The sequence below is a fragment of the Curtobacterium sp. MCLR17_039 genome, from assembly GCF_003234745.1.
GTDB classification, from domain to species: Bacteria; Actinomycetota; Actinomycetes; order Actinomycetales; family Microbacteriaceae; genus Curtobacterium; species Curtobacterium flaccumfaciens.
The window spans coordinates 90,806-108,721 of sequence record NZ_QKTF01000006.1 but is presented as its reverse complement, the minus strand read 5'-3'; the positions used below and the strand labels follow the sequence as shown (position 1 = coordinate 108,721).

Below are 17,916 nucleotides of genomic sequence, written 5' to 3'. Positions count from 1 at the left end.
AGGGTGGGCAACGGCTTGCCTGCGCCCTCCGATGGCAGACTCCACCGCAGCAGAAGCGGCCAGCATCCGCATCGCCACCGAGCAGGCGACACCCGGTCGGCCCCTCCGCCTCGTCACCGACTGCCTCACAGTGCTGGCGCTCCTGCACGTCGCCGCCCGCGACGACGTGCAACGCGGTCCCGCCTGGTCCCGCTGCATCTGGCGGTACCGTGAGGGCAGAGCACTCTCGGGGGAGCAGCATGAACACGTACCGTCCACACCGACACCGTCCGTCCGCCGGTGTCCTCACCGGTGCAGATGCCGTCGCATCGTTCGTCGGCGGGGCGGTCGTCTCGGATCTCACGCTCGGTCCCCGCCGTTGACAGCGGACATGCCTGCGGACGTCATCGTCGACACCAGCGCTGCTGCCGCGGTGCGCACCCCGCCGGGGCTGAAGGTGTTCGGCGCCGTCTACACGCTCGTGTACACGTTCGGCGTCATCGCTTACATCGCCATCTCCGTCTACTACGACGCGTTCGACTACCGCAGTCAGAGGGAGTCGTCCCTCCTCGCGGCCGCGTGGGTGCTCCCGTTCCCCATCGTCGCGCACCTGCTCCATCTCGTCCTGTACCGGAGCGGCCGCCAGCGCCGGCAGGCGACCGCTCGGCGAACCGCAACCCGAGTCGTCGCCGAGGCAACTGCCGCCGGGTACCCACCCCTGGACGCCTGGCAGGTCGAGCGGATGCTCCTTGCGGAGGACAACGGTCCTGCCCCGTTCACCGGGACAGGGAAGGAGCCGTACCGGTCCCTCCTGCGATGGGACCTCCCGACCGACGATCCGTCGTTCGTCGTGACCGCCATCCGCAGCGGCACGCCGGAGAGCATCCGCCTCAGCGCGGCGTCCTCGTCAACCCGGAGTCATGGCGCTGCCGCAGCGCACCGAGCCCGAGCCGGTCTTCGGCTCCTCGGCGCGTACCGGTCGGACCTCACCGCGCCGTTGGTCTCCTCGCGGCTCGGCGGGCTGCCCGCCGTTCACGATGGATTCGACTGGCCGACCTGCGCTGAACACGACGAGCCGATGCAGTTCACCGCGCAGCTCGAGTACGACGGCAGCCTCATCCTCGTCTTCATCTGCCAGGCAGACCCGGGCTCCTGCCCGTCCTGGGACCCGGACGCCGGGTCCAACGCTGCCATCGTCGTCGGTGGACGCGACCTGCACCCGGCCGGACGACCGGCATCACCATCCGGCACCGCCGTGCTCACCGGTGAACCGTGGCTCCTCGGCGTGCACCAGGCAGGAACGGATGACTACTCCGACGCGTTGTTCGAAGCGCGCGCCGACAGTGTCACCGTCGCCGGCCAGTGGGGCGGGAACCCGGCGTGGATCCAGAACGACGAGACGCCGGACGGATACCGGTTCGTCGCGATGCTCGACGAAGACCCCCTCGGCTCGAACTTCGGCGGAGGGTCCGCGTACGTCTTCGCCGACGGCCACGGTCACGCGAAGGTCCTCACGCAGACGTAGGCCGCGAACCGCACGGTTCCGCGAGCATCCTCGTCTGCCTGAGCCCGCAGTGGTCCGCGTCCGGGCGGCGTGACACCGTCGCCGCATAGGATCCGTTCGTGGGGATCTTCGACAGGTGGCGGCGGCGGAAGCCGGACGACAGCATCGACCAGACCGAGTACGACATCCTCGACGAGGTTGAACCCGACGAGCAGATGATCGACGAAACGGTCACCGAGCAGATGCTGCCCGGGTTCCGCCGCTTCGACGACATCGTCGAAACAGTCATCGAATGGTACGAGGACGACGCACCGGACCTTGACGAGCTCCGCCGCACTGTCCTCGAGCGCACCCGACTCATCTGGGATGCACGCCGGACAGAGGAAGCAAACTGGGACTGGCGCAGCAGCCAGTACGACCGTCTCCAGTTCGCCTTCGCGGAGCTCGCCCGCGACGGCTTCGTCACCGGGATGAACCTCGGCGTCGACCAGAGCGACGGGTTCCTGGAAGCACGTGACCGGAGGACCCCGGAGGAGACAGCACCCGACGGACACCGAGAGTGGGCGTACGTGTACTTCCACGAGCAGGACACGGACGGGCTCGCCCTGCACCGGTGCGTTCTCCGCCTCGCGTACGGGTCGTTCCGCCCAGCACCTGACATCGATCCCGACCTGGTCGCGAAGTCGATGCTCTCCACCCGCGGTGAAGCAGCCGTCAACGAACGGTCCCAGCTGACCGCCGGTGAGCGGGTCGCCAGCGTCCTCACCGACCGAGGGTTCGACATCGACTGGGACGGCACCCCCAGCAAGCGCATCGGCGTCGTCATCGACCAGTGGCGGAAACCACTGCCGTTCACCGACCTGGACGAAGCCCGCGCGGTGGTCGCCAACGAACGCCTGCGCGTCCTCTGGCCCGGCGAGCGGGGAACCGCCGACGCGGCAGCGCTTGACGAAGAGGACGGCCGCTGGCACGTCTGGGCAACCGACGAGAAAGCCGGCGCCTGGTCCGACGGCTCCTGGCACGACGACGTCGGCGACGCACTGGACCGGTTCATCAGCACCGCCCGGTCGAACCAGCGACGTCCGCTGCGCTAGCTTCGGCGTGCTCGCGCTGCAGCGCGACCCCACAGCGCAGCAACGCTGACGAGGACGACTCCTCCAGCGACGGTTGCCCACGGCATGCTGTCGGAGAACATGCCGACGATGAGCCACGTCACGACTGCGAACGTCACCGCGATCGCTACTGCCCAGTGCCACGGCCACACGTTCGCCTGCGCTCGGGCTTTCCGAGCTGCGACCTGCCAGAGGTCCTCACCACGGGTCCCGTAGCGGCCGGCCCACTGCCGCTCGCTGATCCACGAAGGTCTCGGCACCCGAGGCGTCTCCGCCTGACGGTCGACGCGTGCATCGTGCGGCGCAGATGGTGCCTCCCGGCTCGGAGCCGGCAACGGCACCGGTTCGTCACGGGGCAACGAAGACCCGCCGTACATCCATTCACCACCGAGCAGGAACGACCGGCCTGGCTCGTCTGCTGCCGCTGCCCGGTGGAAGTCGGACACCCGACCCTCAGCGGTCCGTCGAGGGTCGTCCCATTGGTCCGCGTCAGCGAGGACGTCGGCGACGTACCGGCTGAGTTCCGTTTCATCGCCCCACGACGCCGTGACCAGCTCATCGAGCTGCAGTCGGATGACGGGGTTCGTTGTCCGCTCCGCCACCGAGGTGACATCCGAGAGGAACCGATTCGCGGGCTCAGCGAACTCCGGCCACACGGCGACCACCGCTGGCAGCCGCGTTCGGAACGCCTCAGCAGCGGTGGACCAGGGCACGACGACATCGGTGAGGCCCGAGCTCTCGTCTTCACCAGCTGCAAGCGCTGCGAGGAGCCGGTCAGCGTGCGCTGCAAACCAGGGTTCGGGAACGAACCCCATCCACAGGAACGGCAGGAGCCACTGCACTTCCCACTCACCGGTGACCGAGTCCAGGTCGACCTCCCCGGCGCGAACAGCCGGGTCGGCTCCCACCATCGGCGACGAAGCGGCCAGCACGTTCAGCATCACGGAGTTCCCCACGAACCGACCCTATCGACCGGTCGGAAGTGGCCGTCGCCACCTCAGACGAACTCGAGTTCATCCACCGGAAAGACGTGTGCCACCTGCAGGGCGTTACCGACGCCAGTCGAGCGGGACTTCCGAGCGGCGGGTCCACGACAGGGAGCCGCCCGGGCGAGCACCGGCTGCTGTCCGAGCATGTCCTGTACGAGCCGCACCTGCGCACCAGCGGACATGGTCAGGATCGCCGCCGTGTGACGAAGGTCGTGCGGCCGTCGCTCCCTGTGCCGCCGAGGTCCGACGGGCGCCGGTCGTGGTCCGGCTATGCCACGGCATCTGCGACGGCGTCCGCTGGTGTCGGCTCTGCCGTCATCCTGGTTCGGTCGAGCCGCCACCGCGCGATCGCTGCGGCGATGCCGGCGGCTGCGGAGGCGATGAGCGGCCACGTCCAGATGTCGTCCCCATCGTTCATGACGAGGAAGAGCGCGAAGGATGCCGCCGCGAGTGCGCCGGCGAGCAGTGAGTGTGCGATGGCGTGGACGAGGCGGCTCCGGACTCGCATCAGCGCTCGGCTGAGTCCGTGGGAGAAGGGGATGGAGGCGATGCCGCCGATGGCCGCTCCAATGCCGGTGAAGACGAGCGAGGCCGGAACGAAGAGGGAGAGGGCGATGGGGTTCCACCACGCAACGGCGATGACGGTGCCGACCGGCGCGGTGATGATCGTCATCCACAACCAGCTCTTGACGATGAGCTCGGTGGTCTCGGCCACAGTCCACGGTTTCATGCCACCCATGATGCGTCGCGATCGCTGACGATTCGTCAACGACATGTCGATCGAGACCGAACAGTGAGGGTTCCGGCAGGCTTGCTCCGAGCCTGGGCCACCAGGTGGACACCGCAGGTCGACCGCGAGAGGCGGAGCCGACGAAGAGCGTGACGCCGTCACGACGAATGATCGTGATCGTTGGCGGTCCGGCCCGTGATCGGCCAAGGTGGGCACGTGACCGCCCCGTCGACGACCACCGCCCCTCGGCTCGCTCCGCTGTACGCCGCGGGGTTCGTGACCGCCTTCGGGGCGAACGGCATCGCCGCGGCGGTCGGTGGCGAGCACCTCGAACTCGGCCTGACGCTCGCGTGGCTGGGGCTCTTCCTGGCGCTCTACGACGTCGCCGAACTCGTCCTCAAGCCGGTCCTCGGCGCACTGTCCGACCGCATCGGCCCGCGACCGGTGATCGTCGGCGGACTCGTCGTCTTCGCGGCAGCTTCACTCATCGGCGTCTTCGGAACCGGTCCGTTCTGGCTCGGCCTCGCGCGTCTGCTGCAGGGTGCCGGCGCCTCCGCGTTCTCGCCGGCATCGTCCGCCGCGGTCGCCCGCCTCGTTCCGGCGCACCGTCGCGGGACGTACTTCGGTCGGTACGGCTCGTGGAAGGGTCTCGGCTACGCCGGGGGACCGGTCATCGGTGCACTCGTGGTGCAGTTCGGCAGCACGCAGTGGCTCTTCGGGATCCTCGTCGTGATGGCCCTCGTGACGGCGGTGGCGGTGCTCGTCGCCGTCGAGCCGATCACGCCCCTGCCCCGGCAGCGGGCGACGCTCGCCGTGATGGTCCGAGCGGCCACGGACCGCCAGTTCCTGATCCCGGTCGTCGTCCTGGCCGTCGGCAGCGCTGCGATCGGCGCGCTGACCGGGATGCTCCCGGCGCTCGGTACCGAGGTCGGCATCCCGCTCCTGGTGTCGACGCTCGCGGTCGCCGTCCTCGCGGTGACGTCGTCGCTCGTGCAGCCCGTCGCCGGTCGACTGCACGACGCCGGGCGTCTCGGCACCGGGGCGGCGGGTGTGGCCGGGACGGCCGCGGTGGCCGCTGCGTTCCTGGTGATCGCCGTCGCCCCCTCGGCGGTGGCCGTCTTCATCGCGGCTCTGCTCGCCGGAGCCGGTGTCGCCACGCTGACACCCGTCGCGTTCGCGCACCTCGCCGGCACGACACCGCCCGACCGGCTCGGGCGGACCATGGGCTCAGCGGAGCTCGGGCGTGAGACCGGGGACGCCGTCGGACCGCTCGTCGTCGGTGGTGTCGGCAGCGCGATCGGGCTGCCGTTCGGGTTCGCGGCCTTCGCGGTGGTGGCGCTCGTCGGGACGCTCGTGGCGTCGCGGTTGCCGTCGAAGACCGCCGCCACACGGGACGCGTAGGGGACAGACGAAGCCCATCGGGCGCTCCGCGTACGGGTCAGCGGACACCGTCCCGTACGCATTCGTCCGACGTCGACGTTCGCAGAGGGCAGCGACCCAGCGAGCCACCGCGAGCGCGAGGAGCGCGGCGGACACCCCGGCGAGCAGCCACAACCACCCGTCGTCGTCCTCGATGAGCAACCGCAGGGCCAGCATCCCGAGCGGTGCCGCGACCAGGATCCGTCGGAGCTCGCGCCACGACGGCTTCCACAGCGTGGTCAGGCCCTTCATCCACCGACCGACCACGACGTACGCGATCACACACCCGGGGACGCAGAGGCCGATCCACTTCACGATCGTCTCGACCCCGTCGTCGTAGAACGGATGCGCCACTTCGCGGAGGACGCCGCCAGCAGCAGCCGCGACGAGCAGCACCCACATACGGGCTTCCCAGCGGCGAGGGTGCCACCAGGGCGTGCGCCACAGCGGCACTCGCTCGCGGGCCACCGGCATCGCGACTCCTCCCCGGTCGGGCGTCAGCGTCAGCGCGACGCTGATCGACGACGGGACCGAGAGGCTGCCGTCCCTGGCGGGAATCCGGCTGTTCCGCGTACGGTGTGACCGGACGAGGCCGGCACCGCAGGTCGGTCCGACGAGGGGGCGCCATGAGGATCTGAGCACCGTGGCACGAGGACTGGGCTGGTTGCTCACGACGGTCGCGAAGACGATGGGCGGGATGCGGGGCGCGAAGCCGTTCACCGATTCGCACGCGGCGCAGGTCCCGCCACGTCGTGAGGACTACCGCCCCTAGGAGGCGCGACCGTGGTTCCGCGCCGTCACCGTAGGATCGTCGAGCCGCATCCAGCGGAACGACGGGGGAACACCTGATGGAACAGCACACCGAACCGCGCACGCGACCGCGGGTCGTCACGATCGCCGTGGCGCTCTGGTGGGCGTCCGTCATCATCAGCCTCGTGGCCGCCTCGCCCGGCATCGTCGTGTCCGTGCGCGAAGCCGGCGGCGCGATCATCGGGGCTTCGCTCGGGCTCCTCTTCGTCCTCGCATGGTCGGCCCTGTTCGTGTGGCTGGCGACGCGGATGGGACGAGGTTCCGGGAACGCGCGACTCTGGCTCGCCATCATCGCCGGGCTGACTGCCTGCAGCGAAGTGATCACCATCGCCACCGTCGGCGTGGGCTGGAACCTCGTCGACACCGTCTGCGTCGTCGTCGCCGCGGTGCTCAGCTACCTGCCCAGTGCCCGTCCGTTCTTCCCGCGCGAGGAACGACGCTCGCGAGCAACGGAACCCCGCACCATCGGGTGGGACCCGACGACGGGCGAGCGCATCGTCGAGACGCCCCCGTCGGGCGACCGCGCGCACTGACGCTCGCCCCGGAAAGCGGCCGGAGAACGTGCGTTCCCCGTAGTGGGGGTACCGCCGGACTCGGCCGGATGGTTCCATTCAGAGGTCGGCATCCTCCGGGTGCCGAACAGCCACGGACCGTCTTGCGTCGCAGTGAAGGTGGTCGCCGCTGGTTACGGTGACCACGAGGTGCCGTCGAGTCGATTCGGGTTCGACACGGCGGCGCCTCCCACACACCGGGGGACCGTCCGACCAGGAAGCAGCACCATGCGATCGCTCGTCTACACCAGCACCCAGACCCGTCCGATCACGGATTCCGAACTCGCCCAGATCCTGGCGGTCGGTCGAGAGAAGAACACCCGGCTCGGCGTCACCGGCATGCTCGCGCACCGCGACCACAACTGCATCGGGATCATCGAGGGCGAGGACGACGTCGTCCGGGAGCGCTTCGACCAGGTCCGAGCTGACCCGCGACACACGAACGTCCGGGTGCTGCTCGACGAGCCGATCACCCAGCGCTCGTTCCCGGACTGGTCGATGGCGTTCCAGTCCCTCGACCCGCTGATGCACGACGTTCCGGGGTTCAGCGACCTGTTCAGCCCGGGTCGCCCGACCGACCCGGCGTTCGGGGCCTCCCGCGCTCGCGCACTCCTGGACTGGTTCCGGAAGCACCCGCTGGCACCACTGACGAACCAGAACGCCGCGGACGAGGAGGTCCCGCGCACCCGGGCGGTCAACGGTGCGATCGCGGTCCTCCACGACGGCGGACTCTCACGCTTCTCGCTCGAGGGCGTCGCGTCCCGGTCGGGGATGCGGCAGGCCGAGATCCTCGAGCTCTTCCCCTCCGAGCACGCACTGCTGGCCGCCGCGGTGATGCGGTGGACCCGCGCGGTGTCGGCACCGCTGCTGCCGCTCGCCGGCGAGAAGGGCACGGTCGCGTTCCTGCACGCGCTGCTCTCCGCCCACGCCGAGGACCCGTCCCTCATGCGGCTGATCGCCGCGACGCTGGCCATCTCGACCGACCCGTCGACGGACGGCGCCGACTACTACCGGTCTGCGTACCTGCAGTTCCGCGAGACCGTCCGCACCGCGCTGCGGGAGGACGTCCGCGCCGGCCGCGAACCGGCGACGATGGACCCGATCCGCGGGGCACAGCAGCTGCTCGCCCTCTACGACGGCATCCGCCTGCAGGCGCTGCTGACGCCGGACACCGACGTCGTCGACGCGTTCGACCGTGCCGCCGCACGAATGCGCCGTGGCTGGTCCGAACAGTACGAGGAGACCACCGTCTGGGACATCTCCGCGCCGGCCGTGGACTGACGCTTCAGCGAACCAACCGAACGGTCCGCGGGATCGGTCCGAACGCCGACTCGGCACCGTCGGGTGCGAACCCGTTCCGCCGGTAGAAGGCGTGCGCCCGCGGGTTGTCCGTGGCCACCCAGAGTGACGCCGGACGATCGGCGAGCACGGTGTCGAGGAGTGCCTGGCCGGCTCCGGTCCCGTGCGCACGGGACAACACGTAGAGCGTCGTCAGCTCCTCGGGGCGAACGGCATACGGCTCGGGGGTCGCCTGCGCCGCGGCGAACCCCACGACACCGGTACTGTCCAGGGCGACCTGGACGACTCCTCGGGCGTCAGGACTCGCGAGCGTCGACCGCCACATGTCGACCCGGCGACCCGCGTCGAACCACGGGCTCGTGTCCGGGTCATCGACGAACCGGCCGTACGTCTCTCGCCACGACACCGTGTGCACGTGGGCGATCGCATCCGCGTCGGCGAGCGTCGCCGGCCGGATCACCGTCGAGACTTCAGCATCGTTCCCCACACGGTCAGGGTAGCGACCGGCGTCCGGTGCTCAGAGCTGGAGGTCCAGGTCGAAGGACCCCGCACCGCCGAGGACCAGCGGCACTATGACCCCGAACAACGTCAGCGTCGCGCCGATCAGGATCGCCGCGAACGCGATGCCGTCACCCCGCTCACCGGTCAGTCGCACGTCGCGGCGCGCGTTGAACCCGACGACGAGACCGCCGATCGGTGCCACGAACGCGAGGGCGATCGCCACCGCCGCGAGCAGGCTGAGGGGCGGTAGCGGCACGGCTGCCGATGCGGGGGACTCGGCGGCGCTCGGCGCGGTCTGGTCAGGAGCGAGGTCGGTCACGCCGGTCAGCCTCGGGGCGACGAGGATCCCTCCGCTCACCCCTGACCGAGGTTCGTCACCAGGTTGATGGCGACCGCGATGAGCACCGTCCCGAAGAAGTACGACAGCAGCGCGTGCGGCAGCGCCTTCCGCCGGGTCTCACTGTCGTCCGGCTCGACCTCTGGTGCCGCGTACGACATGCCGATCGTGAAGGCGAAGTAGGCGAAGTCGCTGTAGGTCGGCCGCCCGTCCTGCTTGACGTCGAACCCTCCGCCGCGGTGGTCGAGGAAGAACATCCGGGTCGGTCGTCACACGCCGGGGGTGAAGACGGCGCGGACGCAGCCGTCGTCCTTGTTCTTGAACATCTCGTACCCGCGCGGCCCTTGCGACAGTGGCATCACGTGCGTGGCGAGGTGCTCGGTGCTGATCTCTCCCGCGGCGATGTGGTCGAGGATCATCGGGATGTAGCGGTGCCCGTGCTGCTGAGCGCCGCGGACCGTCATGCCCTTGTTCATGATCGCGCCGAACGGGAACTTGTCGACGAGCCCACCGAAGACCCCGAGCGAGAACAGGCTGCCGCCCTTCCGGCACGCGTAGATCGCCTCGCGCAGGGCGGTCGGCCGGTCGGTCTGCAACCGCAGCTGCTGCTTGGCCTGGTCGTACAGGTACAGCGGTCCGGTGCCGTGCGCTTCCATTCCGACGGCCTCGATGCACACGTCGGGACCCCGACCGCCGGTGCGTTCCTTGAGTTCCGGGAGCACGGCGTCGCTCGTGTAGTCGAGCGTCTCGGCACCGATGTGCTCGCGCACCTGTCGCAGCCGTTCGGGCAGACGGTCGATCACGATCACCTGCTCGGCGCCGAGCAGCATCGCCGCACGAGCGGCCATCTGGCCCACACCACCGGCGCCCCACACTGCGACGGTGTCACCCGGTGCGATCCCGGCCAGGTCGGCTCCGGTCCACCCCGTGGGTGCGGCGTCGGAGGCGAACAGGGCGGCCGTGTCGGACACGCCGTCCGGGACCGTGAACGCCCCCTGGTCGGCGTAGGGCACGCGGACGTACTCGGCGTGGCTGCCTGCGAACCCGCCGAGCGCGTGGCTGTAGGCGAAGCAGCCGCCGATCGACGACCCCCACATCGCCTCGGTCAAGCCCGGGTTCGGGTTGCCGTTGTCGCAGAGTGAGAACTGCCCGTGGGTGCAGTACCAGCACTGCCCGCAGGCGATGAACGAGCAGACGACGACCCGGTCGCCCACCTTGTGCTTCGTGACGGCCGAACCCGTCTCGACGACCTCGCCCATGAACTCGTGCCCCAGGACGTCACCGGATCGCATGGTCGGGATGTACCCGCCGAGCAGGTGCAGGTCCGAGCCGCAGGTGGTGCTCAGACGCACCTTCAGGATCACGTCGTGATCGTTGAGGATCTTCGGGTCCTCCACCGTCTCCACCGCGGTCTCGTTGACCCCGGTCCAACAGAGCGCCTTCACAGCACACCCTCCTCGTTGCTCCGTTTCGTCGCCACGTCCACCAACGCGCCGGTGGGTGTGGCCTTCCGTCGGCCGTGGGGGACCGGATCCACTCGGAGCACCTCGCCGACCTCGATGAGTTGCTTCGCCTCACGCAGAGCGGCCCGCAGCCGACCCTGTGGGTCCGGGCCGCCGCCTCGGAACCGGGCACGGAGCTCGGTGCCACGATCGCCGGGCGCGGGACGGGCCTCCACCTCGACGTCCTGCCCGAACGCCGTGAGCGGCGCGGGGATCCGCCCGCCTGGCAGCACCGCGTCCTGCCCGCGGTTCACCGTGACCGCGTGCCAGCCGGAACGCGGTTCGGCCAGCACCTTCCGTGCGGGCCCGGGTGCGCCGCGTCGGCGGCGCGAGACGACGATGCCGACGGCAGCCGTGACCATCGCAGCGGCGGCGAGGTTCCGGGCCCTCACCGTGGTGTCCCAGCGAGGAGTCGGTGGGCAGCGGACGCGTTCGCGCCACACCGCCGGGGATTCGTGTGTTCCATCGCGGCCTCCATGAGTCGCATCGGTGCGGATCAACGGGACGGGAGCGACGACCGCGCGATCGTGCTGGTCGGGACCACGGAGTCGCTCCTGTCGATCCACGATGAGCGTGGCCTCCCTGGCGCCGTCCCGGGTTGTCCGCGACGCGCTGCGGCAGGTGACGGCAGCAGGACGGACGGGAGGCCCGGTGCCAGCTGGCACCGGGCCTCCCGTCCGTCCTGGGGTCGCGTCTCAGACGCGCACGGCGCGTTCGTCGGGGACGCAGTGCGTCATCATCAGGCCCTCGACGTCGCGGGAGCCGTTGTTGCCGAGGTTCGCCAGGCGGGCGAGCTCGTCGTCGCTGAGCGTCTGTGACTGCAGCGGGGGCAGGTCCTTGACCTCGTCGAGGGTGATGCCGAGCCCTTCGCCGACACGACGACCCAGGTCGTCCTCGACCATGTAGAAGTGCCAGAGCATGCGCTCCTGCACCGGACGGGCCGCCTGCGAGATGAGGTCGACGAAGTTCGCGACGAGGTCGTCGCGCTCCCAGTCCTGCAGGAGCAGGTACCGCTGGCCGGCCTGGGTGTAGTCGTTCGTCCGGGGGATCCGCTTGCGGGTGAGCCGCCCGACGATCTCCGGTCCCTGGTCGTCGTGGGTCGGGTACTCCGCCTCGCGCAGGCCGCCGGTGATCGACGGCTCGTAGTTGACGTGCGGGTTCTCGCCGCCGTGGTCCTGGTGGTACGCCATCTGTCCATCGCGCTGGTTGGTCGCGACGGCGCCGTTCTTCGGGGCGTTGACCGGCAGCTGCAGGTAGTTCGGGCCGACGCGGTAGCGCTGCGTGTCCGAGTACGAGAACGTGCGGCCGACGAGCATCTTGTCGTCGGAGAAGTCCAGGCCGTCGACGAGCACGCCGGTGCCGAAGGACAGCTGCTCGTTCTCGGCGAAGTGGTTCGTGACGTTGCGGTTCAGGACAATCTTGCCGACGGGCTTCGGCGGGAACTCGTTCTCCGGCCACACCTTCGTGTCGTCGAGCGGGTCGAAGTCGAGCTCCGGGTGCTCGTGGTCGTCCATGAGCTGCACACGGAGCTCCCACTCGGGGTACTCACCACGCTCGATCGCCTCGTACAGGTCCTTCGACGCGTGCCCGAGGTCGCCGGCCTGCACGGCTGCGGCGTCGGCCTCGGTCATCGACGACACACCCACCGACGGGATCCAGTGGTACTTGACGAGCTTGGTGTCACCGTCCGCGTTCACCCACTTGTAGGTGTTCACGCCGAAGCCCTGCTGGGTGCGGCAGTTCGCGGGGATGCCGCGTGGGCTGAACAGGTTGACGAGCATGTGCATCGACTCGGGGGTCTGCGACATGAAGTCGAAGATGCGCGCCGGCTCCTGCCGGAAGGTCACGGGGTCGGGCTTGAGGGAGTGGATGACGTCGGGGAACTTGATGGCGTCGCGGATGAAGAAGACGCCGAGGTTGTTGCCGACGAGGTCCCAGTTGCCGTCCTCGGTGTAGAACTTCACGGCGAAGCCGCGCGGGTCGCGGGCGGCCTCGGAGGAGTCACGGCCGCCGATCACGGTGGAGAACCGGATCGCCAGGTCGGTGCGCTTGCCGGGCTCCTGGAACAGCTTCGCGCGGGTGTACTGCGCGATGGGTTCGTCACCCCACGCGCCGGTGGCCTCGAAGTACCCGAAGGCGACCGCACCGCGGGCGTGCACGACCCGCTCCGGGATCCGTTCGCGGTCGAAGTGGCTGATCTTCTCGAGGAACTGGTAGTTCTCGAGCGTCGCCGGGCCACGGGCTCCGACGGTGCGCTGGTTCTGGTTGTCGTACACGGGGTGGCCCTGGCGGTTCGTCAGGATGCGGCGGTCGTCGCCCTCGGCGGGCGGTTGGCTGGAGACGTCGGTCATGTCTCGTCCTCTCTGCGGTCGCGGTCGGCTCGGGTTCCCGACCGAGTGTGGACCGGGGCGCGGGCACGCCCTCCCAGCGGCGCCGAGGACGCGGACGAGGGCCGGTCGCCGGTGCGTTCGCCGCTGACGGCCCGTCAGTACTTCGCCGCTGACGGTCCGTCGCTACTTCGCCGCGGACGGTCCGTCGCTACTTCGCCGCTCGCGGCCCGTCAGTACGAGGTGCGACCGGTGGCTGCGGCACCGAGCACCGCGGCCGCACCGTGGGCGAGCAGGGTCCCGTCGGTGACGACGGCGACGCGGTCGAACCCGAGCGCGCGGAGCCGTTCGGCGCGGGCCAGGTCGCCGGCGAAGGCGCCGGTGTGCTTGCCCGCGCGGCGGGCTGCGGCGACGATCGCGGGGAGTGCGCCGTCGTCGTGCAGCAGTGCGTCCAGCTCGATGCCCAGTCCGATCGACAGGTCGAAGGGGCCGACGAACACCGCCGAGACGCCCGGGACCGCCAGGATCTGCTCGGCGGCACGGAGGCCCTCGGGTGTCTCGAGCATCACCCACACCTCGGGGTCGGCAGCGGCGGCGGACGGTGCCGCGCCGCCCCAGAGTCCCGCCATCGGCCCCCAGCTCCGTCGGCCCCGCGGTGGGTAGTGCGCGGCACGGACGGCGTGCTCAGCCTGCTCGACGGTCTCGATCATCGGGACGATCACGATGTCGGCGCCGAGGTCGAGCGCACGGCCGATCGCGGCGTCCGAGCCCTCGGCGACCCGGACGGCGACGGGGACCTGCGGTGCGACCGCGGCGAGCGCCGGCATCGTCGCCAGGAGCGTGGCGTCGTCGAAGGCGCCGTGCTGGGCGTCGAGGCCGAGCCAGGCGAACCCGTTCTGCGCGATCTGCGCGGTGGTGCGGGGTTCGCCGAGGGTGCACCACACGCCGTCGGCGCGGCCGTCTCCGAGTGCTGGCACCGTGGTCCTCCGTCTGGTCTACCGGCGCGATCGCCGGCAGTTCGTCCTCTGGCGCGTCAGGCTACCGTCCACGGAGCGCTCGTCGCTCGTCCGCCGGGGCTGGGCCGTGGCCTCATGCGCACGCATGGGACATGGACAACTGCTCACCTTCGGGTGTAGTCCTGTGCGCAGGAAGCACTGCACGGGCGGTCGCAAGTCGGCCAGCACCAACCAGCACCACAGCACCAGTCAGGACCTGCAGGGAGGTCGGACGGACATGCATGACGAAGGTGGCGTCGATCTGCGGACGGGCTCGCGCCCGCCAGGCGGCGACGGAATCCGGTGGGCGTTCGGGATCGTCGGCGCGGTGGGCGTGCTCGCCGGACTGGCTGCGATCGTCCTGCCCCACGCGACGCTGTTCGCGGTGTCGTGGGTCTTCGGGATCTACCTGGTCGTGTCGGGGGCGGCGCTGGTCGTCCGGGGGTTCCAGGTGCACCCTCGGGTCTGGTGGCGTCAGGCCGGGCTGGTGGTCTTCGGGGCGCTCGTGGTCGCCGGCGGCGTCGTCGCGATCGTGTTCCCGCCGATCGGGGCGCGGTGGGTGGCGCTGCTGCTCGGGTTCGCCTGGATCCTCGAGGGCATCGCGCTCGTCTACGCCCCGTGGGTGGGCCGCCGGCCGTTGACCGTGGTGCTCGCCGTGCTCAGTGTGCTGAGCGGCATCCTGGTGATGAACCTGCCAGGTCTCGGCGCGCTGGTGACGGTGGCCGCGGTGGGGAGCGTGCTCATCGTGTTCGGTGTCGTCCAGCTCGTCGTCGCGTTCAGCTGGCCGCGTCCGGAGGAGGAGCGGGCCGGCGTTCCGATCCCTAGCCCCTGATGCTCGCCGTGCGGTGGGAGCAACAGGGACCGAAGTCCTGGGTGGCGCGCGACCACGGGACCAGCCTGGGGCTCGTGCTGCACGTCCGTGAGCGGTTCCTGGCGTTCGACCAGGACGACCGCCCGCTCGGGAGCGCAGCGTCCCTGGCGGCGGCCCAGCAGCTCGTCGCCGGCGCCGTCCGCTCGAGTGCCCCGGCCCGGCGGGACACCGTCGCGGTGGTGCTGTCGGTGCTCGCGGCGCTGACCGTCGGGGGAGCGGCCGTCGTGCTCGCCGCCCGCGCGCTGATCTGAAGGGCGCCGTGCGGGGTCACTCCGAGCCCACCGGACGGTGTACCCACTGCCGGAGCGCGGCCGTGACCGCGACGGGGTCCTCCCACGGCGCGAGGTGCCCGACGTCGTCGAGCACGATGACCTCGGGGTGCCCCGGCAGCGCCGTCTGCAGGTCGTACGCCTGGTGCAGGGGGATCCAGGGGTCCTGCCGCCCCCACCCGATCCGGGTCCGGCACCGCACCGAGCCCAACAGCTCGGCCACGGGCCGGGTGTCGTCTGGGGTCAGCGCGGCGATCTGGAGTGAGAACGCGACCTGCCCCTCGGGGCCGGCCCAGGGCCGCGCCAGGGCCTCGAGGTCCGACGGCGATAAGCCCCTTGACGAGGCACCGTCGATGTACTGCCGCACCATGGCGGCGTGCAGGTCGCCGGGGAGTCGGTCGAACACGGCACGGTGCTCCGCCACCAACCGGAAGAACGGAGAGCCCCACGGGTCGAGCACGACGGCGTCCCAGAGGAACAGGCTCGCGTACTCGGCACCGTGCAGCAGGTGCGCCCGGAGCGCCACGGCGCCGCCCACATCGTGTGCGACCAGGTGAGGTCGATCGAGGCCCCACCGGTCGAGGAGTGTGCCGAGACGGGTCGCCTGCGCTCGGAGCGTGGTGTCGACGTTCGGCCCACGGTCCGCGTCGCCGTACCCCGGCATGTCCCAGAGGAAGACCCGGTGGTCCTGCGCGAGCGCCCGGCCGACCTCGGCCCAGACCGCCGACGACCAGGGCGTGCCGTGGCACAGGACGACGTCGCCGCGTGCCGGTCCTGACGGCTCGATGACCCTCGTGGCGATGGTGGTGCCGTCCACGACGACGGGGACCGGAGCGGGGAGGGGGACGGGGAGGGGCACTCGGCGTGGCAGCATGGTCGCACGTTAGGACCTCAGGTCGACCTGAGGTCAAGAGGAACGGACGTGGCAGTGCGGATCGGTGCAGCAGCTCGGCGGGTCGGCGTCGAGGTCCACGTGCTGCGGCACTGGCACGACACGGGGGTCGTCGTCCCCGATCGAGCGCCGTCGGGTCACCGGGAGTACTCCGAGGAACACGTCCGTCGCCTGCAGGTCGTCCGGGCCTGCCAGGGCGTCGGCATGAGCCTGGCCGAGATCCGGCTGGTGCTCCGGCGGAGTGCACCCGACCGGTCCGGAGTGATCACCGAACGCCTCCGTCAGATCCGGGCGCAGCGTGACCAGTTGGCCGACGCCGAGCGGTTCCTCGAGCACGTGATCGACTGCACCCACGACCTGCTGACGCGGTGCCCGTCGTGCTCCGCGTACGCCTCCTCGGGCACGCGGCTCCGGTCGGTGCCCTCCGCACCGGTACCGTTGCGTCCGTGAACGACGACCCCGAAGCCGCCATCGCCCAGCACGTCCACGACGCCTGGGACGGTTCCCTGCGCCTGGTGCACATCACGATCTCGGACGAGGACGGTGACGCCTACCCCGGGCAGGACGTCGACCGCTGGGTGATCGACGTCCGCGTCCCGATCACCGACGACGACGAGACCGAGGCGGTGTCCGTCGCCGAGGTCACCGCGTTCACGAGCCGTGCACCCGAGTCGCTCGAGGCACTGGTGCTCGGCTACCAGGTCTCCGACGTCGCCGGGTCCTTCGCGTCCGCCGTCGCCGCACAGGACGCGACGGGGGAGACGTTCTTCTCGCTGCAGACCCACGCCGCCGAGATGCTCGGCAAGCCCGACCTGCTCGCCGTCGACCGGCTCACGGTCCGTCCCGCGTACCGGGGGCTGCCCGGACTGGTGCCGGCGATCGTCGACGCCGTCCGCCACGGACCGGCCGGGCGCACCGCTTCGTGGGTGCTCACGGACCCGACGGTGTGGGACGTGCCGTTCGGCGAGGACGACCGGTCAGCCGGCGCGTTCGTGCAGTGGGCCGACACCGCGGTGCTCACCTCGATGAACGCCGCGCCGGACGACCTGGAACGCCTGTCGCTCGTGCCGCCGGCCGGTGGCATCGTGATGGGGTCCCGGTCGGACGAGGTGCACCTCGGCGACGCGATCGACCACGCGATGACGCAACCGGCGATCGCGGTGCCGTTCGACCTGCCGCCGAAGCTCCCCGCCAGCATCTGGGCCGCCGCGCCCGAGGACGTCCACGGCGTGCACCCGGACGAGACCACGGGGTCGATCACGGTGGAGACGCACGACGAACAGCTCGAGGTCGTCGGTTCGCCCGGCACCGCACCGCAGCTCGTGGGGATCTCGGCCTCGGCCGACGCCGCGACCCAGGAGTGGCTCCGCACCGTGCACCAGCGCTGGTGGCAGTACGAGCCGGACCTGCACGCCCGCATCCACGACGTCGTCGACGAGTACCTGTCCACCGGGCACATCGAGTCGGCGTCGGACGAGCTCGCCGGGCACCTGCACGCCCCCGACCTGCCGCCGTACCGGACGGAGTGGCCGGGCACCGGCACCGTGATGCTCGAGGAGCTCGGCGAGGACACCGAGCCCATCGTCTTCGACGCCGTGCTCGAGGACGGCACCCGGCACGAGCACATCGGCGTGGTCGTCGTGCACGAGTCCGGACACGTCCGCGCGTTCCTGCACGACGAGTGGGAGCCCGGGTTCCCGGCCGCGGAGGCCGCGGTCGCGCACCTCATCAGCCTGGGTGCCGGCGAGTTCTTCGCGGACGCCCTGCACGACGAGCTGTCAGCGGGGGTCGAGCACGCGATCCTGACGGGTGACGTCCGCGGCCACTGA

20 protein-coding genes are annotated in these 17,916 nt (G+C 70.6%); 10 read left to right on the top strand and 10 right to left on the bottom strand.

What is annotated here, in order from left to right; genetic code table 11:
- Window positions 1–370: 370 nt before the first annotated feature.
- On the top strand, window positions 371–1,504 hold the full coding sequence (locus DEJ00_RS09420; RefSeq protein WP_111057171.1) for a hypothetical protein: 1,134 nt from the start codon (window positions 371–373) through the stop codon (window positions 1,502–1,504).
- 98 nt (window positions 1,505–1,602) lie between these two features.
- A complete protein-coding gene (locus DEJ00_RS09415; protein ID WP_111057170.1) occupies window positions 1,603–2,577 on the top strand; it encodes a DUF6891 domain-containing protein in 975 nt (324 codons plus the stop codon).
- Here DEJ00_RS09415 and DEJ00_RS09410 read toward each other — a convergent pair.
- Both DEJ00_RS09410 and DEJ00_RS18260 read right to left on the bottom strand, forming a co-directional pair.
- Entirely contained in the window at window positions 2,574–3,551 is a 978-nt protein-coding gene (locus DEJ00_RS09410) for a hypothetical protein (RefSeq protein WP_146247932.1), read from the bottom strand. The genes DEJ00_RS09415 and DEJ00_RS09410 overlap by 4 nt on opposite strands.
- A 301-nt stretch (window positions 3,552–3,852) precedes the next feature.
- Window positions 3,853–4,314 (bottom strand): hypothetical protein, encoded by a 462-nt coding sequence (locus DEJ00_RS18260; RefSeq protein ID WP_146247931.1) that lies wholly within the window; start codon window positions 4,312–4,314, stop codon window positions 3,853–3,855.
- Between the two features lie 216 nt (window positions 4,315–4,530).
- Between DEJ00_RS18260 and DEJ00_RS09395 the strand changes: the two genes are divergently transcribed.
- From DEJ00_RS09395 to DEJ00_RS09385, 4 genes are all read left to right on the top strand, one after another.
- Window positions 4,531–5,715, top strand: a complete 1,185-nt coding sequence (locus DEJ00_RS09395) for an MFS transporter (protein ID WP_258373617.1) — start codon at window positions 4,531–4,533, stop codon at window positions 5,713–5,715.
- 661 nt (window positions 5,716–6,376) lie between these two features.
- Entirely contained in the window at window positions 6,377–6,505 is a 129-nt protein-coding gene (locus DEJ00_RS18785) for a hypothetical protein (RefSeq protein WP_258373616.1), read from the top strand.
- Between the two features lie 76 nt (window positions 6,506–6,581).
- Window positions 6,582–7,076 (top strand): hypothetical protein, encoded by a 495-nt coding sequence (locus DEJ00_RS09390; protein ID WP_111057165.1) that lies wholly within the window; start codon window positions 6,582–6,584, stop codon window positions 7,074–7,076.
- Between the two features lie 246 nt (window positions 7,077–7,322).
- Complete coding sequence (locus DEJ00_RS09385) at window positions 7,323–8,375, top strand: BLUF domain-containing protein (protein ID WP_111057164.1); 1,053 nt, start codon at window positions 7,323–7,325, stop codon at window positions 8,373–8,375.
- A gap of 4 nt (window positions 8,376–8,379) precedes the next feature.
- Here the strand turns inward: DEJ00_RS09385 and DEJ00_RS09380 are convergent, their stop codons facing one another.
- The 7 genes from DEJ00_RS09380 to DEJ00_RS09350 all read right to left on the bottom strand — a co-directional run bounded on the left by DEJ00_RS09380 (window position 8,380) and on the right by DEJ00_RS09350 (window position 14,037).
- Window positions 8,380–8,880, bottom strand: coding sequence for a GNAT family N-acetyltransferase (locus DEJ00_RS09380; protein WP_111057163.1), 501 nt, complete (start codon window positions 8,878–8,880; stop codon window positions 8,380–8,382).
- Window positions 8,881–8,910: 30 nt separating this feature from the next.
- Window positions 8,911–9,213 carry a DUF4190 domain-containing protein gene (locus DEJ00_RS09375; RefSeq protein ID WP_146247930.1) on the bottom strand — a complete coding sequence of 101 codons (303 nt, stop codon included), beginning with the start codon at window positions 9,211–9,213 and terminating at the stop codon, window positions 8,911–8,913.
- Between the two features lie 35 nt (window positions 9,214–9,248).
- A complete protein-coding gene (locus DEJ00_RS09370) occupies window positions 9,249–9,488 on the bottom strand; it encodes a DUF1345 domain-containing protein (protein WP_111057161.1) in 240 nt (79 codons plus the stop codon).
- A gap of 12 nt (window positions 9,489–9,500) precedes the next feature.
- Window positions 9,501–10,676 (bottom strand): zinc-dependent alcohol dehydrogenase, encoded by a 1,176-nt coding sequence (locus tag DEJ00_RS09365; protein ID WP_111057160.1) that lies wholly within the window; start codon window positions 10,674–10,676, stop codon window positions 9,501–9,503.
- A complete protein-coding gene (locus DEJ00_RS09360; RefSeq protein ID WP_146247929.1) occupies window positions 10,673–11,125 on the bottom strand; it encodes a hypothetical protein in 453 nt (150 codons plus the stop codon). Before DEJ00_RS09360 ends, DEJ00_RS09365 begins: the two co-directional genes overlap by 4 nt.
- Window positions 11,126–11,428: 303 nt before the next feature.
- Window positions 11,429–13,084 (bottom strand): catalase, encoded by a 1,656-nt coding sequence (locus DEJ00_RS09355; protein ID WP_111057158.1) that lies wholly within the window; start codon window positions 13,082–13,084, stop codon window positions 11,429–11,431.
- A gap of 209 nt (window positions 13,085–13,293) precedes the next feature.
- Window positions 13,294–14,037 carry an HpcH/HpaI aldolase/citrate lyase family protein gene (locus DEJ00_RS09350; protein WP_111057157.1) on the bottom strand — a complete coding sequence of 248 codons (744 nt, stop codon included), beginning with the start codon at window positions 14,035–14,037 and terminating at the stop codon, window positions 13,294–13,296.
- A 256-nt stretch (window positions 14,038–14,293) separates the two neighbouring features.
- Here DEJ00_RS09350 and DEJ00_RS09345 point away from each other — a divergent pair, with 256 nt between their 5' ends.
- Together DEJ00_RS09345 and DEJ00_RS09340 are read left to right on the top strand one after the other, a co-directional pair.
- Window positions 14,294–14,887 (top strand): HdeD family acid-resistance protein, encoded by a 594-nt coding sequence (locus DEJ00_RS09345; RefSeq protein ID WP_181440137.1) that lies wholly within the window; start codon window positions 14,294–14,296, stop codon window positions 14,885–14,887.
- Window positions 14,887–15,177, top strand: coding sequence for a hypothetical protein (locus tag DEJ00_RS09340; protein WP_071244650.1), 291 nt, complete (start codon window positions 14,887–14,889; stop codon window positions 15,175–15,177). The genes DEJ00_RS09345 and DEJ00_RS09340 overlap by 1 nt, the downstream gene beginning before the upstream one ends.
- Before the next feature lie 16 nt (window positions 15,178–15,193).
- Here DEJ00_RS09340 and DEJ00_RS09335 read toward each other — a convergent pair whose 3' ends face one another.
- Entirely contained in the window at window positions 15,194–16,069 is an 876-nt protein-coding gene (locus DEJ00_RS09335) for an alpha/beta fold hydrolase (RefSeq protein ID WP_111057155.1), read from the bottom strand.
- A 48-nt stretch (window positions 16,070–16,117) separates the two neighbouring features.
- Here DEJ00_RS09335 and DEJ00_RS09330 point away from each other — a divergent pair, with 48 nt between their 5' ends.
- A complete protein-coding gene (locus tag DEJ00_RS09330; RefSeq protein ID WP_220038855.1) occupies window positions 16,118–16,537 on the top strand; it encodes a MerR family transcriptional regulator in 420 nt (139 codons plus the stop codon).
- Complete coding sequence (locus tag DEJ00_RS09325) at window positions 16,534–17,916, top strand: hypothetical protein (RefSeq protein WP_111057153.1); 1,383 nt, start codon at window positions 16,534–16,536, stop codon at window positions 17,914–17,916. Before DEJ00_RS09330 ends, DEJ00_RS09325 begins: the two co-directional genes overlap by 4 nt.

What these genes read in the sequence shown, in the direction of transcription:
- DEJ00_RS09420 (WP_111057171.1), top strand. Translation starts at nt 371, where the DNA reads ATGCCTGCGGACGTCATCGTCGACACCAGCGCTGCTGCCGCGGTGCGC.
- DEJ00_RS18260 (WP_146247931.1), bottom strand. Translation starts at nt 4,314, where the DNA reads ATGAAACCGTGGACTGTGGCCGAGACCACCGAGCTCATCGTCAAGAGC.
- DEJ00_RS09390 (WP_111057165.1), top strand. Translation starts at nt 6,582, where the DNA reads ATGGAACAGCACACCGAACCGCGCACGCGACCGCGGGTCGTCACGATC.
- DEJ00_RS09385 (WP_111057164.1), top strand. Translation starts at nt 7,323, where the DNA reads ATGCGATCGCTCGTCTACACCAGCACCCAGACCCGTCCGATCACGGAT.
- DEJ00_RS09370 (WP_111057161.1), bottom strand. Translation starts at nt 9,488, where the DNA reads ATGTTCTTCCTCGACCACCGCGGCGGAGGGTTCGACGTCAAGCAGGAC.
- DEJ00_RS09355 (WP_111057158.1), bottom strand. Translation starts at nt 13,084, where the DNA reads ATGACCGACGTCTCCAGCCAACCGCCCGCCGAGGGCGACGACCGCCGC.
- DEJ00_RS09345 (WP_181440137.1), top strand. Translation starts at nt 14,294, where the DNA reads ATGCATGACGAAGGTGGCGTCGATCTGCGGACGGGCTCGCGCCCGCCA.
- DEJ00_RS09340 (WP_071244650.1), top strand. Translation starts at nt 14,887, where the DNA reads ATGCTCGCCGTGCGGTGGGAGCAACAGGGACCGAAGTCCTGGGTGGCG.
- DEJ00_RS09335 (WP_111057155.1), bottom strand. Translation starts at nt 16,069, where the DNA reads ATGCTGCCACGCCGAGTGCCCCTCCCCGTCCCCCTCCCCGCTCCGGTC.